At 41.8% G+C, this 14,962-nt stretch carries 20 protein-coding genes and 1 pseudogene; 20 read left to right on the top strand and 1 reads right to left on the bottom strand.

From position 1 onward, the window contains the following. Positions 1-18 precede the first annotated feature (18 nt). On the bottom strand, positions 19-903 hold the full coding sequence (locus BVG16_RS27345; RefSeq protein WP_233147189.1) for a helix-turn-helix transcriptional regulator: 885 nt from the start codon (positions 901-903) through the stop codon (positions 19-21). A gap of 132 nt (positions 904-1,035) precedes the next feature. Here BVG16_RS27345 and BVG16_RS27340 point away from each other — a divergent pair, with 132 nt between their 5' ends. The 20 genes and pseudogenes from BVG16_RS27340 (at position 1,036) to BVG16_RS27250 (ending at position 14,868) form a co-directional block, all read left to right on the top strand. Then, positions 1,036-2,595, top strand: coding sequence for a HEAT repeat domain-containing protein (locus BVG16_RS27340; RefSeq protein ID WP_078502365.1), 1,560 nt, complete (start codon positions 1,036-1,038; stop codon positions 2,593-2,595). Between the two features lie 177 nt (positions 2,596-2,772). Further along, positions 2,773-3,249 (top strand): DinB family protein, encoded by a 477-nt coding sequence (locus BVG16_RS27335; protein WP_078502364.1) that lies wholly within the window; start codon positions 2,773-2,775, stop codon positions 3,247-3,249. A 15-nt stretch (positions 3,250-3,264) separates the two neighbouring features. Then, on the top strand, positions 3,265-3,762 hold the full coding sequence (locus BVG16_RS27330; RefSeq protein WP_078502363.1) for an AAA family ATPase: 498 nt from the start codon (positions 3,265-3,267) through the stop codon (positions 3,760-3,762). A gap of 60 nt (positions 3,763-3,822) precedes the next feature. Further along, the gene (locus tag BVG16_RS27325; RefSeq protein WP_078502362.1) at positions 3,823-4,329 is read left to right on the top strand and encodes a DUF4188 domain-containing protein; all 507 of its coding nucleotides are present in this window, start codon (positions 3,823-3,825) and stop codon (positions 4,327-4,329) included. Between the two features lie 34 nt (positions 4,330-4,363). After that, a complete protein-coding gene (locus BVG16_RS27320) occupies positions 4,364-5,062 on the top strand; it encodes a Type 1 glutamine amidotransferase-like domain-containing protein (RefSeq protein ID WP_078502361.1) in 699 nt (232 codons plus the stop codon). 42 nt (positions 5,063-5,104) lie between these two features. Beyond that, complete coding sequence (locus BVG16_RS27315; protein WP_078502360.1) at positions 5,105-5,767, top strand: HD domain-containing protein; 663 nt, start codon at positions 5,105-5,107, stop codon at positions 5,765-5,767. Next, positions 5,749-6,231: an NUDIX domain-containing protein gene (locus tag BVG16_RS27310; protein WP_078502359.1), complete on the top strand. Its 483-nt coding sequence runs from the start codon at positions 5,749-5,751 to the stop codon at positions 6,229-6,231. The genes BVG16_RS27315 and BVG16_RS27310 overlap by 19 nt, the downstream gene beginning before the upstream one ends. 112 nt (positions 6,232-6,343) lie before the next feature. After that, positions 6,344-6,949, top strand: a complete 606-nt coding sequence (locus BVG16_RS27305) for a hypothetical protein (RefSeq protein WP_144027506.1) — start codon at positions 6,344-6,346, stop codon at positions 6,947-6,949. Positions 6,950-6,982: 33 nt separating this feature from the next. Next, positions 6,983-7,747, top strand: coding sequence for a DUF4184 family protein (locus BVG16_RS27300; RefSeq protein ID WP_158081812.1), 765 nt, complete (start codon positions 6,983-6,985; stop codon positions 7,745-7,747). A 31-nt stretch (positions 7,748-7,778) separates the two neighbouring features. Then, on the top strand, positions 7,779-8,237 hold the full coding sequence (locus BVG16_RS27295) for an NUDIX domain-containing protein (RefSeq protein ID WP_078502356.1): 459 nt from the start codon (positions 7,779-7,781) through the stop codon (positions 8,235-8,237). A gap of 267 nt (positions 8,238-8,504) precedes the next feature. Next, entirely contained in the window at positions 8,505-9,071 is a 567-nt protein-coding gene (locus BVG16_RS27290) for a pyridoxamine 5'-phosphate oxidase family protein (RefSeq protein ID WP_078502355.1), read from the top strand. A gap of 34 nt (positions 9,072-9,105) precedes the next feature. Further along, positions 9,106-9,969, top strand: a complete 864-nt coding sequence (locus BVG16_RS27285; protein ID WP_078502354.1) for an alpha/beta hydrolase — start codon at positions 9,106-9,108, stop codon at positions 9,967-9,969. A 38-nt stretch (positions 9,970-10,007) separates the two neighbouring features. Further along, positions 10,008-10,436 (top strand): annotated as a pseudogene (locus BVG16_RS33535) (GNAT family N-acetyltransferase); the annotation flags it as partial. Positions 10,437-10,502: 66 nt separating this feature from the next. Next, positions 10,503-11,387 (top strand): methyltransferase domain-containing protein, encoded by an 885-nt coding sequence (locus BVG16_RS33530; RefSeq protein ID WP_233147193.1) that lies wholly within the window; start codon positions 10,503-10,505, stop codon positions 11,385-11,387. Positions 11,388-11,462: 75 nt separating this feature from the next. After that, positions 11,463-11,801 carry a type 1 glutamine amidotransferase family protein gene (locus BVG16_RS27275; protein ID WP_332888816.1) on the top strand — a complete coding sequence of 113 codons (339 nt, stop codon included), beginning with the start codon at positions 11,463-11,465 and terminating at the stop codon, positions 11,799-11,801. A 245-nt stretch (positions 11,802-12,046) separates the two neighbouring features. Then, on the top strand, positions 12,047-12,574 hold the full coding sequence (gene pyrE, locus BVG16_RS27270) for an orotate phosphoribosyltransferase (RefSeq protein WP_078502352.1): 528 nt from the start codon (positions 12,047-12,049) through the stop codon (positions 12,572-12,574). Between the two features lie 82 nt (positions 12,575-12,656). Then, complete coding sequence (locus BVG16_RS27265) at positions 12,657-13,157, top strand: NUDIX domain-containing protein (RefSeq protein ID WP_144027505.1); 501 nt, start codon at positions 12,657-12,659, stop codon at positions 13,155-13,157. A gap of 24 nt (positions 13,158-13,181) precedes the next feature. After that, positions 13,182-13,901: a hypothetical protein gene (locus BVG16_RS27260; RefSeq protein ID WP_078502351.1), complete on the top strand. Its 720-nt coding sequence runs from the start codon at positions 13,182-13,184 to the stop codon at positions 13,899-13,901. A 32-nt stretch (positions 13,902-13,933) separates the two neighbouring features. Continuing rightward, positions 13,934-14,584, top strand: coding sequence for an HD domain-containing protein (locus BVG16_RS27255; RefSeq protein ID WP_078502350.1), 651 nt, complete (start codon positions 13,934-13,936; stop codon positions 14,582-14,584). Continuing rightward, on the top strand, positions 14,581-14,868 hold the full coding sequence (locus BVG16_RS27250) for a hypothetical protein (RefSeq protein WP_078502349.1): 288 nt from the start codon (positions 14,581-14,583) through the stop codon (positions 14,866-14,868). Before BVG16_RS27255 ends, BVG16_RS27250 begins: the two co-directional genes overlap by 4 nt. Positions 14,869-14,962: the final 94 nt, after the last annotated feature.

Here is a 14,962-nt window from a genome sequence, read left to right as displayed (position 1 = left end):
TCTAAAGTGTGCACATCATTATAGGAAATCATTTCGATCTTCCCGGTACTTCCGTGGAGACTGACCGTTCAATTGACGGAAAAGCTTAGAGAAGTAATGTACGGAAGAGAAGCCGTGTTTATAGGCGATCTCCGTGATGCTGATATTTGTATTGCGTAAATCATCCATCGTACGATGGATGCGGAATCGGTTAATATACTGCGTGGGCGGCAAGCCCGTTGCATTCTTGAACAGCTCAAAGAAATAGCCGCGGCTTATTCGGAGTTCCTTGTAGTAGGATTCCAAGGGCTGCAAATGGCCATGCACCAGATCCTGATCTAGTCGTTCCAAAAGCTTATACATCCGCTGGTCCGGAAATTGGTCGTCTTTGAGGACGAAAGTAAGGAAAAACTCAATAAACTGTAGAAAATAGCTTTGGTTCTTAACATTGCGAATGTAGGTGTGTTCGTTCGGGTATTGGTTTTCGGTATAAAATTTTTGGAAAAAGTCTTTCCATACCTGAAGCTTCTCTACTTTGACATGCTCAGGAATCATCAAAGGGAAAGCGGGACCGATTAAGGCTGGTACCAGTTGAGTGGCATCATAACAAATCACGCTGGGATGGCTGAAATATGCCCGGCGATCCACGTGAACCCAATCGAAATAACAGCAAACATGAACCATCGGATCATGGCTGTCGGCTATCCAATCGTGAGGCTGACCTGCCGGAATATACACGAGGGACCCCGGAACGGTTGGGTATGTGCGGTCGCAGGTGCGTACCAGTCCATATCCCTCACTGATTAAATAGAGTGATGAAGAGTAACAATGACGATTTAAGCTCTCTTGTCCTTTGGAAAATGGGTAACGTGTGGCATAACTCACATAGGGATGAAAAGCTGCGAAATCCATTTTCTTATTCAACTTCCTTTCGCATATAGGAATGGTCAGTAACATGACGATTGTACAAAACACGGACATTTATGTAAATACATCAATGAGATGAATTGTTACAATAATTACCGAAAGAAGTTGAAATGAAGAGAGTGAGTGATCATGTTGGATCGTAAAAATTTGTTGACAGATGAACAAATGATGCAATTCATAACCAAGGGCTACCTGGTATTGCAGAATGACTTGCCAACACAGCTTCATCAAGACACCATGGATCAGATCTATCATGTTTTACATGAAGAAGGCAATCCAGGCAATAACATATTACCTCGGGTTCCTTCGATAATGGAGTTTTTCGATACGCCGGTGGTAAAGGGTGCCTTAACGAGCGTTCTGGGACCCGACTACTATATGCATCCGCATCGGCACTGTCATTATAACCAACCTGGAAACCAACTACCGGGTGGGGGGCAATGGCACAAAGATGGCTACTGGTCCTCCATGCGAAACCACCGGCCTTGGTGGGCGATGATTTTCTATTATACACAAGACATAACCGAGGATATGGGACCTACCGCGATCATGCCCGGCACGCAATATTACGAGAAATTTATCGGCGATCGCGGAGAGACGCTGTTGCCAACCGGCAAAGCGGGTACCATGGTCTTGGTGCATTTCGATTTGTGGCATAAAGCTTCGCTCAACGTGTCTGACTTGGATCGTTACATGCTCAAGTTCCAGTTTGTCCGACTGCGTGCACCGGAATATCCAAGCTGGAATCATCAAAGCCAGGAAATGGTCGTGCCTGCTGGAACACCGTCTGTCCATTTGAATCTATGGAAGGACGTATGGGACTGGTTGCGAGGAGAACGCACTTTATGTCAAGATAATTCACCTGTGGATGATGCGAAATTATCCGAATTGAAACAAGGGCTGCTGTCCGACAAGGAGTCCGTTCGTGCGCAGGCAGCTGACGAATTAGGGCTGTTAGGGGAAACGGGAGATTCTTTGGTGCCTGCGCTGGGGCTTCTATTGAACGATATAGAAACGACGGCGTTGAACGCTGCTTATGCACTCGGGCATATGGGGACAAAAGGCGTTGAGGAGTTGCTCGAGCATCTCACAAAAGGGACGACGCAGGTAGCCGAGAGAGCTGCATACGGTTTGCAAGGCACATCAACCCATGCGATTCCCGGGTTGCTTCAGGTATTGGAGCATGCAGACGAGAAGCGAAGAGCGCTAGCTGCTTTCGTGCTCGGTATGATTGGATCGGCAGAAAACGATGCTGTACCAGCGCTAATAGTGCGATTGCAGGATGAGAGCGATTGGGTTCGTCGGAATGCAATCGAAGCACTGGGTATGATTGGAAATGTAGGAGGCGAAGCCGTTCCGGCCTTGTCGAGAGCATTAGTAGATTCTCTGTGCGACGAAACGGATGATCAGACCAAATCGAATGATATGTATGAAAACATGCAAAGCTATATCACAAATAAGCTTGGTTATACGGCAGCGCTGTCTCTGCTGCGCATCGGTAAAGAAGGGGATGCATTACAAGTTGTCCGATCTTTGGAGAAAGCGCTTAACAGCAAAGATCGTTATGTAAGAGCCTACGCGTCAGAGGCGCTTACCCATCTTCGGACAGCAGAAGCGGTTGATGCTTTGATCCGGTATTACCGTACTTCCAGATGGTGTCCAGATACAAGTAAAGCGAGCACGTTCTAACTAGATTTGATTGCTATTATGAGGCTCCGCTCTTTCGATGATAAAGGAAGAGCGGAGCTTTTCTGTTTATAAGGGCGAATTCGTTGAGAAATTTTAACAATTCGCCACAGGGAAATGGTCTTTTCTGGAGAATATCTTACATACCAAAGATCTATTTGAATAGTGAAGGAGATATACATGATGCCTAATACGATAGAAATGATAGAAGAATTCAAATCGTTTATTCCCTATGTCATGACACTGAATGATCTGGATGAAGCTCATTGGAATTCATCATTAGAAGAAGGGAAATGGTCATTAAAAGATGTTATTAGCCATATTATGCTGTGGGATAAATATTTTTACGAGGAAGCCATTGAAAAGATTAAACAGAAAAAGCCTTTAACAGTAAGGCATTTGAATTTTGACGAGTTTAATGCGAATGCTAGAGAGTATGCGAAGACCCAAACAAAAGAGGGAATTGTTCAGCAATTCGTAGATTACAGAACGAAGATTATCCATGATATCTCCGGATTAAGTGAAGAGGAGTACGTACAAGAATATCTGGATGGCGATCAGAATAAATTTAGCATTCGGGAGTACTTAATAGGATTTGTTCCGCACGACGAGCACCATAAAAAACAGATCGAGAACTATGTACAACGTAATTCTTGATAAGGACGGGATGAAGTGAATCAAACACCGTTATTTCTAATCACCGGTGCCTCCGGTTCAGGTAAGACTAGAGTGATAACAGAATTATACAGGGAATGCCCTGAACATGTTGTTCTGGATCTAGATGCGTTATGGGGTCCCGTAGATGATTGGGATAAAATCAAAAACATATGGATCCATGTCGCACACCAAATGGCTCTAAACCAGCGAATGACGATATTGTGTGGTACCTTTTTGCCATGGGAGTTTGACAAAGTTGACCTTAAGGATCATTTTAGAGTCTATTATATTGGTTTGCATTGTAGTGATGAAGTTCGCGAGACTCGCTTGAGAGCTAGAGGGTGGGATGATCAATCCATCCAAGATCATCAAGAATTTAATCATTGGATTGTGATGAATGCAGAGCAATCCTTTGATCCCGCAATGCCTTTAATAGATACGAGTGTGTTATCTCCTGAGGAGGTTGCATTACGGATCAAGGCGTACATTAAGCAAATCTGCGTGAGCTCATAAACTAATATTTCTAATCTTTGAGACATGATATGGAGATTTAATAAAATAGGAGAGATTGCGATGGCGAAAGTATTCCCTGGTCGTTTTTCAGCAGAAATGGATGGTTCATTTGTCGTGTTTATTATTGGCATGAGGGTGAATCGGTTGATGGCATTTCATAAATGGATACCTGTGGCCAAAGCAATGGGTCCTATGGTTAAAGAGCTATATCAAAACCCGGACATTGGGTTTATTAGTACGGAGTTTTCATGGAATTGGAGAGGCGTTACGTTAATACAGTATTGGAAAACCTATGAGCAGCTAGAGAAGTATGCAAGGGGTGGAATTCATCTAGAGGCTTGGAAGAAATTCAACAAATCCGTGGGAACCGACGGGACGGTGGGTATTTTCCATGAGACCTATAAGATACAACCCGGTCAATATGAATGTATCTATGGGAACATGCCTGCATTTGGGTTAGCAAAAGCTGGAAAACATGTCCCTGCAGTAGGCAGGATGGAGACATCACGAAGACGTATGGGCGGAGATAATAATCCTGCAGTACCAACGCCTAAAAATCCGACTTAATGTAAGTGATTGATTTCTTAAGGAGATGATCCATTTGAAGCAAATCATTGCCATGGGGGGCGGAGGGTTTTCCCAGGAACCAGAGAATCCGCTGCTAGATACGTATATTTTACAACAATCGCATTCTGCACGTCCCAAAGTGTGCTTTATTCCAACAGCAAGTGGAGATGCAGAAGGTTATATTCAAGGGTTTTATAAAGCTTTCAGCGCATATGATTGTGTTCCGTCGCATCTATCACTTTTTCAAAACACACCCAAGGACCTTGAAGATTACCTATTGGATAAGGACATTCTGTATGTGGGTGGCGGGAACACAAAGAATATGCTGCTTCTATGGAAAGCGTGGAAAGTAGATCAATACATCCGAAAAGCATGGGAAAATGACGTGGTATTAGCAGGGTTAAGTGCGGGTTCGATCTGTTGGTTTCAAGAAGGGGTAACAGATTCAATACCTGGTGAACTTACGCGGCTCGAATGTCTGGGTTTTCTAAAGGGAAGTAGTTGTCCTCATTATGATGAAGAGGTGGATAGAAGATCGAGTTATCATCGATTATTACAGGAGCAAAAAATAGGGAATGGCATTGCGATGGATGATGGTGTAGCGGTACATTATCAGGAGGATCAGATCTTCAAAGTGATTAGTTCAAGAGCGTTAGCGAAGGCCTATCAAGTGTCTTATGTGAATCAGCAAGTTACCGAAACAGAAATTACACCCATCTTTTTAGGAAATTAAAAGATTGTTCGAGACGATAACTCGTTCAGCGGAGGTAATCTCATGAATTCAATTCTGCAACCCTATTGTGAAGGGTTTAAGCTAACAGGAACTGTTCAGGATGATGTGACGGTTTTCTTCACTTTGCATCAGGATATAAGAACACTGGATCATACCCTACAGGTAGCTCGTGAAGCCCAGCGAATTGCGGAGCTCTATGATGCGAGTATTGCTGATATAGTCGTACAAGCGGCTCTTCTTCATGATATTAGTAATGTCATTCCTGTCCCTAGAATGTTGCAGTTGGCTGAAGGTCTTTCAATTGAAATTCTTGATGATGAACGTCAATATGCAAGGAGTGTTCACCAGAAACTTTCCAAGGCTATGGCTGAGGAAATATTTGAAATCACAAACCCTGACATCCTGAATGCGATCGAAAGTCATACAACGCATAAACCTCAGGCAAGCATGGTAGATAAGATTTTATTTGTATCGGATAAGATCTCATGGAATTTACCAGGGGAACATGCCTATTTACAGGAAATGAGAGATAAGGTGAATGCACTTGAGATGGATCAAGCCATTCTGATCTATTTAGACACAATCTGGGAACAACGAGAAAAATTGAAATTAGTTCATCCTTGGTTAATTGGGGCAAGAGAAGAGCTTATGGTGAAAGTGACCCCAAACAATAAGGAGAATTACATATGTACCATATTCGTGTAAGACCTACGGCATTAGTTATTCAAGATAATCGAGTGCTATGCATTGAATATAAAGATGAGGCAGGGGTGCACTACAATTTACCGGGCGGTGGTGCAGAACCTGGAGAGACTTTAGAAGATGGAGTCGTAAGAGAAATGCTGGAAGAAACCGGAGCAGCCGTTGTAGTCGGTCCTATCGCAATGGTATATGAATACGCACCCCATCAGCAATCTGGAGATTATGACACAGACACACATATCCTAAACATCATATTCGATTGTACGCTCAAAGAAAATGCAGTGCCCAAACTACCCGATAAGCCCGATCCGTATCAATCAGAAGTTAGGTGGATTTCTGTATCGGAATTAGATGATGTTATTTTATACCCCAATATTAAAAATCAGATCAAAGAATATATCAGAACCCGAAAAAATATAGAACTGATTCGTGATGACATGCTCGAAAGTTATTCAAAAGTGAAGTAGAGAACGAAAACGATTATTGAGACGGGGATCCGGTATTACCGGGTCTTGTTGTTGTTTCAAGGGAGTTCATATTGAACAATAAACTCATTGAAGATTCAGGAAAGGAGAAATAATGTATAAACTAATCCTCTTATGTTGTTCATTGATTCTACTTACTGCTTGTAGTGGGAAGACAGTAGAAACAAAAATATACACAGCGCACATTCAAGATATCCATTGGAGTGAGAGCTTGGAACGTCTGGTATCTAAAATTCATGAAGATCCACAACATATGATGATTAGCGATCTGATGATCGATTGGAGCGGGAGTACCCTTTCTAATATGCATTATTCTATGTTTTCGTCGTTAACGAATGAAGCTTATCAAATATCCTACGATTCAAAGGGTTCGGGGAATACCTATATGATGAAGCTCGGAGATATCGGTAGTACGAGTGGCGTCCATGGGATCGATCTGTTCGAGATCTTAGATCATCATAAGGATAATTTATTTGTGAATGATGACTTCTTAATGATGAATATGACATTTGGCAATATAGGCTATGCGAATAAGGATGACATGAAAGATCGATTATTTAAACTTAACAAAGAAGCGTTCACACCATTTGATAATGAAGAATCAATGACTGTACAAGGGAGAACGGTATCATTTACCTTACATCGAGGGATGGTTATTCTGGACGGTTTTTCGGATGTCGTGAAAGATGGTAAGATGTAATTCTTAACCAATATTCACACAGAGAGGCGTGGTGTGTTGCCTTTTACATTTGCTCATCCCTTATACGCATTACCCATCCAATGGATCAAACCGCGATATGTTAGTATTGCAGGTCTTGTTCTGGGAAGTATGTCCCCAGATTTTGAGTATTTCCTAGCTTTAGAGCCCTATCAGCTCATCGGTCATACCCACAAGGGGCTGCTGTTACAGGCACTTCCTTTATGTGTACTAATCATGCTTCTGCTCCAGATCATTATGAAGCCTGTGGCACTTCATTTGCCTTCTATCTTTCATTTGGATACCAAGTCATATGCGCTCATCCGTTACTTTGATGTTCGAGACGTAACGAAGTGGGTAATATTTTTGAGTTCTGTAATTATCGGCTTCTATAGTCATATATTTATTGATTCGTTCACACATAAGACAGGTTATTTCGTTGAAAATTCTACTTTCTTACAACGTTCCTATTTTACGCTTCCGGTGTATAAGCTGCTTCAATATTCACTCTCGATCATGGGAGTGCTGGTTCAGATGTGCCTAATTGTCATGCTATTCATGAGAATACCTCATTCTGCACTGGCGATTACAAAGATTCATTGGAAAAGAAAATGCGTGTACTGGCTCATCGTTCTAATCACATTGATTAGCCTAGTGACGCTAAAACTGATTTTCACATCAAGTACGAATGTTCTTGGAATACTTGTGGTTTCGCCAATATCAGGATTTCTATTGGGTATCGTCATCGCTAGCATTCTGTTTCGCAAAGCAACGATCAATACGCACGAACTTCATGAATGATGAACTACGAATAAAGGGGAATCGAGTTGTTATGAAAATGCTGAATCAAAAATATCATGTACTCGCAAGAGGCGTCATTTTATCAGAGGGTCATATCTTAGTTGCGCATTGCAAAGGGATGGATAATACGTTTCTACCTGGAGGCCATGTCGAGTTCAAAGAGGGGATACGTGCTACACTTTCGAGAGAAATCAAAGAAGAGTTCGGCCAAGAATCTACTGTTCAAAAATATATAGGGTGTGTCGAGGCAGATTATGAAACGGATGATACATATCATCAGGAAATAAACCATATGTTTCGTGTTGAATTATCAGAGTTGAACTATCCTGCAGAGGCTGTGTCTAACGAAAGTCATCTGGAATTTTATTGGATTCCAATACACGAAATGGAACGGCATAATGTACTTCCTGCTGCTGTGCGTGATGTGATCCGAAGATATATCGATCAAGAAGACGGCCCTTTTTGGGAAAGTGAGATGGAGTCAAAATAACACCTAAGGTATGGTCATCTTTGAACATTAAAAAGGAAGGCGGATCATCAAGGTTCCTCAACCTCCTCCAATTTACATCAAGGGGCTTACGTTTATTATGTATTAATTGTATAATTGTGGAAGATATTTTGCGATCCATGACCCGGTCTAAGTTAGAGATTTCTAAGGGCCGGGTTTTCGTGTTTTTATTGTTTTATGGATAAAAGATACCTATTACTTCATATTGCAGTTACATAATATCAAATACATTTCACGGAGGGGATAACATTGGGTACCAGCTATGATAGCTTATTGCCTGAGCATGAGTCATTTATCCATGCGCAGCATATGTTTTTTGTGGGGTCTGCTGCGACGAAGGGGCATGTTAATATTTCACCCAAAGGTCACGATGTATTTCGAATCCTATCACCTAACAAAGTTGCCTATCTGGATTTGACGGGAAGTGGCAACGAAACAAGTGCTCATTTGATGGAAACCAATCGGATGACATATATGTTCATGGCGTTACAAGGTAAGCCGCTTATTCTGCGTCTCTATGGAGATGGAAGGGTTGTGCTTCCAGGTTCCGAGGAATGGAGTGAATTGGCAGTTCATTTTAATCTTTACCCAGGTTACAGACAGATCATCGTCTCAGAAATTCATAGTGTCAAAACATCCTGTGGATTTAGTGTTCCGTTGTATAGCTATGAAGGGGATCGAGAAGTATTGATGAATTGGGCCATAAATAAAGGCGACGAGAAACTAGTAGCGTATCGTAAGGAGAAGAATTCCGTAAGCATGGATGGAATCTTAACGCCCATTGGCGAAGCATTCAATCAAGAATTAGGAAAGTGACTAGGGGGATCAAAAGTCAGGAGGAATGGCTCGGATGAAACAAACCAGAATATATAAAGAGCTGGAGAATTGCAGCCTGTATGCCGATGTGTTTGATCAGGGCAGAAGTACGCCGGTAATCGTATATTTCCATGGGGGAGCTTTAATATTCGGAAGTAAATCTTGGTTGCCGCAGGAACAAATCGAGTTTTTCACAAATGCGGGTTTCAGTGTGATTAGTATAGATTACCGATTAGCTCCTGAGACGAAGATGGAATGGATTATCGAAGATATTCGTGATGCCTTGACCTGGGTAAAAAATACGGCGATACAATGGTATGATTTTGATGCGAGTCAGATTATCTTGATGGGGAGTTCCGCAGGAGGCTATCTGAGCTTATTAGCTGGAACGATGGGATTCAAAGCGAAAGCGATCGTCTCTTTTTATGGCTATGGTGATATTCTCGGTGATTGGTTAGCGAATCCAAGTGAGCATTATTGCAGCAGACCCATGGTTCATAGAAGTAATGCTTACGAGTTGCTAGGAGACCGAGAGATAACGGATGGGTCGTGGGATCGTTTTAATTATTACCTATTTTGCCGGCAGCAAGGGAATTGGGTTTCCGAGGTAACAGGGTACGATCGTATTCGCGACAAGGCGAAATTAACGAGGATGAATCCGATTCAAAATTTGACTTCGGAGTTTCCGCCTACCTTATTGTTGCACGGGAATCAAGATACCGATGTACCCTACGAACAATCTGTAATCATGAACGAGAAACTTCAGGAGTATGGTGTCGATACGAGACTGATCACGATCGAGGGTGGGGATCATGGGTTTGATCAGCATTTCCATGAGCCATCTGTACAGCGGGCATTTCATAATGTTGTTGACTTCTTAAGAAGACATCTGGCTTAGGCTTTGACCAACATTTTTGCGGGGAGATATGAACGCAGATGAGTGATTTCGAGATTCAAGAAATAGTCCAATTAGACCGTACTGTATTAAATGAAATACTTGAAGAGAGCAATCGTGCAGGGTATCGACATATGCAAAGATTAATGAATGACTTTATAGAAGGTCATAATCGATTTGATCACACTGGAGAAGTGCTTCTTGGAGCATTTAAAGGCAAGGAACTCATTGGGATTTGTGGCTTAAACCAAGATCCTTATCATTTTGAACCAGGTGTAGGTCGGTTACGGAGAATGTACGTGTTAGAAGCCTACCGACGAATGGGAGTTGGCAGAGAGTTAGTCCATGAAATTATTCGAAGAGCGCAGGCTCATTATCGAATGCTCGTATTACATACGGATAGCTATGATGCGGATGTTTTCTATCGTTCTATAGGTTTCGTGAGGGCTGATCAAGCTGATCGAATAAGCCATATTTTACATCTGCATCATTACAACGAAACTTGCACCTGCAAGAATGAAGAAAGGATCATCAACATGGAAGAATATTATTGGGATACGAAAATCGAGTATTTAAAGAATACGAGAAATCTCTATTACAATGATGATTATCTTGAGTTCTTGGTTAAGCAGGTTTGGAAAATTCAATCGCCAGTTCATATCGTAGACTATGGGTGCGGATACGGTTATTTAGGGTTGAAACTGCTGCCTTTACTTCCGCCTGGCTCATCCTATACGGGAATGGATCAAGGGGAGAAGTTAATCGATAAAGCGAAGGAAATCTATAAAAACCTTCCCTATAAAACAACATTCATCGTACGTAACATCGAAGAATTGCAAGCAGAACCGCAATACGATATTGCGATATGCCATGCTTTTTTGTTGCATATGACAGACCCGCAAGCAATCCTTGGCAAAATGATTCGTTCGGTCGTGGATGGTGGGATGATTATCTGCATGGAACCACACTGGATTTCGGCGATGTCCAATATCGTTCTGCATGGAGAAGATTCGTCCAATGTCGCTAATTTGGGAATACTTCAGAAGCTCTTTGAAAATGACCAGAAACGACTTGGGAAAGATGGGAATATCGGACTTAAGCTTCCTATTTATCTGAGTCAACTGGGTGTTCGTCATATTCAATGCAGAGTCAGTGATAAAGTGAACTTTCTGGATGTGCATATGAATGAAGCGGAGAAAGAACAATTATTTCAATCTATTCTTGAAGACGGCTTAGGTTCTCCTCCCGGCAATAGGGAAGAAGTTATTGCGAATCTAATCCAACGCGGGCTGACTCGGAGTGATGCAGAGCGACAATATGAAATTGAACTGAATCTATCTCAAATATTATCGATCGATTCCTATTTGGTGAGTGCCCCGAATATGAAAATTACATTTGGAACGGTGATTGGCAATTCGTAGAACTTTCAAGCGAGAGAATACACCAGGGACGACTAAATCGTAACAAGATAACGCCTGTATAAGGAGCATGCTGGAATGAAAATAGCATTTATTTTATTCAATGGCATCACATTTCTTGATTTTGTGGGGTTTTATGATGTCATTACACGATTGCAGTATTTTGAGTCGACGAAAGATTCAACCTGGGAGATTTGTGCGCTGCAAGAAGAGATCACGGATGAACTCGGTATGACGGTGAAAGCGAACAAGATCAACCCCGATTTATCGACTTATGATATTGTCTTTGTTCCTGGCGGTTTCGGCACGAGGGAGTTAAGGTGGAATTATTTGAGCCCTATTGTACAGAAGTTGTTCAAGCTAGGATTGTACATGATGGAAAAATCATTACGGGCGGGGGAGTCGCTACTTCGATAGATTTAGAGCTTTATCTCATCGGGCTCTTTTTGAGTGCTGAAGATGTCGGAAATATTCAAAAACAGATGGATTATCCATATCAGGTACAGGATATTCGTGTTTTTTAAGCTTGAGAGGCAGTTCTCCAGTGGAGGGCTGTCTTATTTTTCAAGTCATATATGAGAAATCTTAGTTATTTTGTCTAATGATGTTAGATATTTTCGGGAAAGCATATTATAATATATGGAAAATCCCAGGAGGATCACATGAATTCCCAAAACCTTGCAAGAGAGATTTACGAAGTTGCACACCTTACGGGTTCCTTCACACTACGATCAGGGCAGATATCGAATGAATACTTCGATAAATATCTTTTTGAGGCAGAGCCAGGTGTATTGAATAAGGTATCTGAAGAGTTGGTTCGAATGATTCCTCAAGGGATTGAAGTATTGGCGGGTCTTGAAATGGGGGGAATCCCGATTGCAACTGCGATGTCGCTCAAATCGGGCGTGCCCGCTGCTTTCGTCAGAAAGAAAGCCAAAACTTATGGAACCTCAAAATTAGCAGAGGGTGCTGCGATTCAAGGGAAAAGAATTTGTATCATCGAAGACGTGATCACGACTGGCGGGCAAGTTATTCTCAGTACGGCGGATTTAAGAGAAGCGGGAGCTATCGTTCAAGATGTGATATGTGTCATTGAGCGAAACCCGGAGGGACGACGGAAGCTTGAGGAAATCGGGCTCCATGTACACTCGCTGTTTAAAATGGAAGAATTAATTGCTGCCAGTAAGTAGGATGGTCTTGTGAGCTGATCAATTGCGCCAGGCGTTTATTGATGTTGCAAGAAAGACTCTTGGAAATGAAAAGGTGATTCGGATGGAACTACGGCAGATGGCTACGGCTTTTATTTTTCATCAAGATAACGTGCTTATGATAAAGAAATCTCCGAATAAGTTCTCTGACGTAGAATTCTGGAGCGGACTTGGAGGCCATCTTGAACCTCATGAATTGAATGATCCCATGCGGGCATGCCTACGAGAGATTTATGAAGAATCAGGCATTGAAGAATCTGAAATCCATGACCTAAAACTTCGCTATATTCTCTTGAGAATCAAGAACGATGAGATCAGACAGCAATATGTTTATTTTGGGAATACCGATCAGACGCAGTTCATAAACTCCGAGGAAGGTGAACTTCATTGGATTCCTTCACAAGCGTTACTGGGGTTACACATGTCTAGCATTATTAGATTTATGTTATATCACTTTCTGGAGACCCCTAATAACACGGGAATGTTGGTAGGAACGATAACCTTGGATTCAGATGAAAGGCCTGCGATACAGTGGGCGGTGTTAACCGATCCACATGTATTTTAAGTCTTGAGGAAAAGGGAGTCATTCATGAATAATTTTGAGCTTGAGAATGAATTGCAGGGAATGAATTTACTTCGAAAAGCCTGGGGCTTATACATCAAGAATATCATGAAGATCATTTGCATCGTAATGATCGTCGCTCTACCGGTTGAAGCGATAAAAAATTTCTTGTTAATCGATATAGATATAGGGACGATAACAAGCAGAACTGTCATGATTACTTTCATTTTGAACTTATTGTTATCCATCGTCCCCTCGGTCATCATCTGCTTTATGTTCCCTCAAATGATGAAAGAGAGAACAATCAGCGTAAAAGAGTCGTTCCAACAAGGTGTTAAGTTCTGGCCGAAAGTCATCGGATTCGGAATTATTGTTAAGTTTCTAGTAATCATCGGTATGATTTGTTTTATTGTGCCAGGATTGGTCTATACAACCCGATTCCTTTTCGTGAATTACATTATTATTTTGGAAGGAACATATGGCAATAATCCGATTTCACGAAGTAATCAGATGGTTAAGGGAAGGACATGGGAGTTTTTTATGATCCTGGTTAGTATTGGTTTGATCCAATGGGGGATTTCCTATTTTTTGGGATATGTGATCGATTCATGGGTCATTGGGACTGTTACGGATGTGATCACTGATATTATGCTAGAATTTACGACGGTTCTATTTCTAGTCGCTTATTTAATTCTGAGACGATATGAGAATCCTGAGCAAGTCATTGAGATCGATGGACAGACGTGAACTGAAAATGAATAACAACGAAGAGGTTGAATATGCGAAAAACGAAAGATGAAGTAATTCAGTTGGCAGAGCAATTTGCTAAGCAATATTTAGAGAAGGATCCCAGCGGTCATGACTGGTGGCATATTCATCGTGTTCGACAGCTAGCGCTCGAGATTGCAAGAAGAGAACGCGCGGATAATTATGTTTGTGAGTTAGCAGCACTCCTTCATGATGTAGCGGATGAAAAGTTAAACGAATCCAAACAAAAAGGACTCGATAAGGTACATGATTGGTTAATGATAACGGAAGACGATCCAAGCGTAATCGATCAAGTGATGTATATTATCTCCAACATGTCCTATAACGGGGGGAAGAACGCACCTCTAGCAACATTGGAAGGTCAGGTCGTTCAAGATGCGGATCGGTTGGATGCGCTTGGCGCAATCGGGATTGCGAGGACTTTTGCATATTCAGGCTGGAAGGGGCAACTCATTTATAACCCGGAGATCAAGGAAAACGAGGATGGGCACCATTCATTCGATAAAACAGCGATTCAACATTTTGAAGACAAACTATTTAAACTGAAGGATTTAATGAATACACCGTATGCTAGAGAGCTAGCTGAGAGCAGACATCAATTTATGGAAGAGTACATCAGACAGTTTCATAAGGAATGGAATGGGGGTCATGCAACACCATGAAGCTAAATAAACGACTCAGCATCGAAACCATTATCGTCACGGCTGCATTGCTTATGATCGGTTATGGGTGGAAGATTGTTCAAGGGATGTGGTTAACTGGCAACTATGTTCCGGATATTATGAATAGTAATAGCGATGTAGACCACTTCGCGTCACAAGTCTCCTTCGGGCCTAACATTAGTTTTGGATGGTCACGGATACTTGTAGGAATTATCATATTCATCGTCATGTATTACGGAGCTCGAACGATAATAGACAAAATGATGATGAAAAGCCGTAAGTAATTCGAGATAGAATCTATCTAGCATCTTATGTATAATAATGTAAAATGAAGTATCTGCAGTAAGCAACCCGGCCTCAGATGATCTTAATCCAAGG

The sequence above is a fragment of the Paenibacillus selenitireducens genome, assembly GCF_002021565.1.
GTDB classification, from domain to species: domain Bacteria; phylum Bacillota; class Bacilli; order Paenibacillales; family Paenibacillaceae; genus Paenibacillus_K; species Paenibacillus_K selenitireducens.
This window is presented reverse-complemented; position numbering and strand designations above follow the sequence as displayed.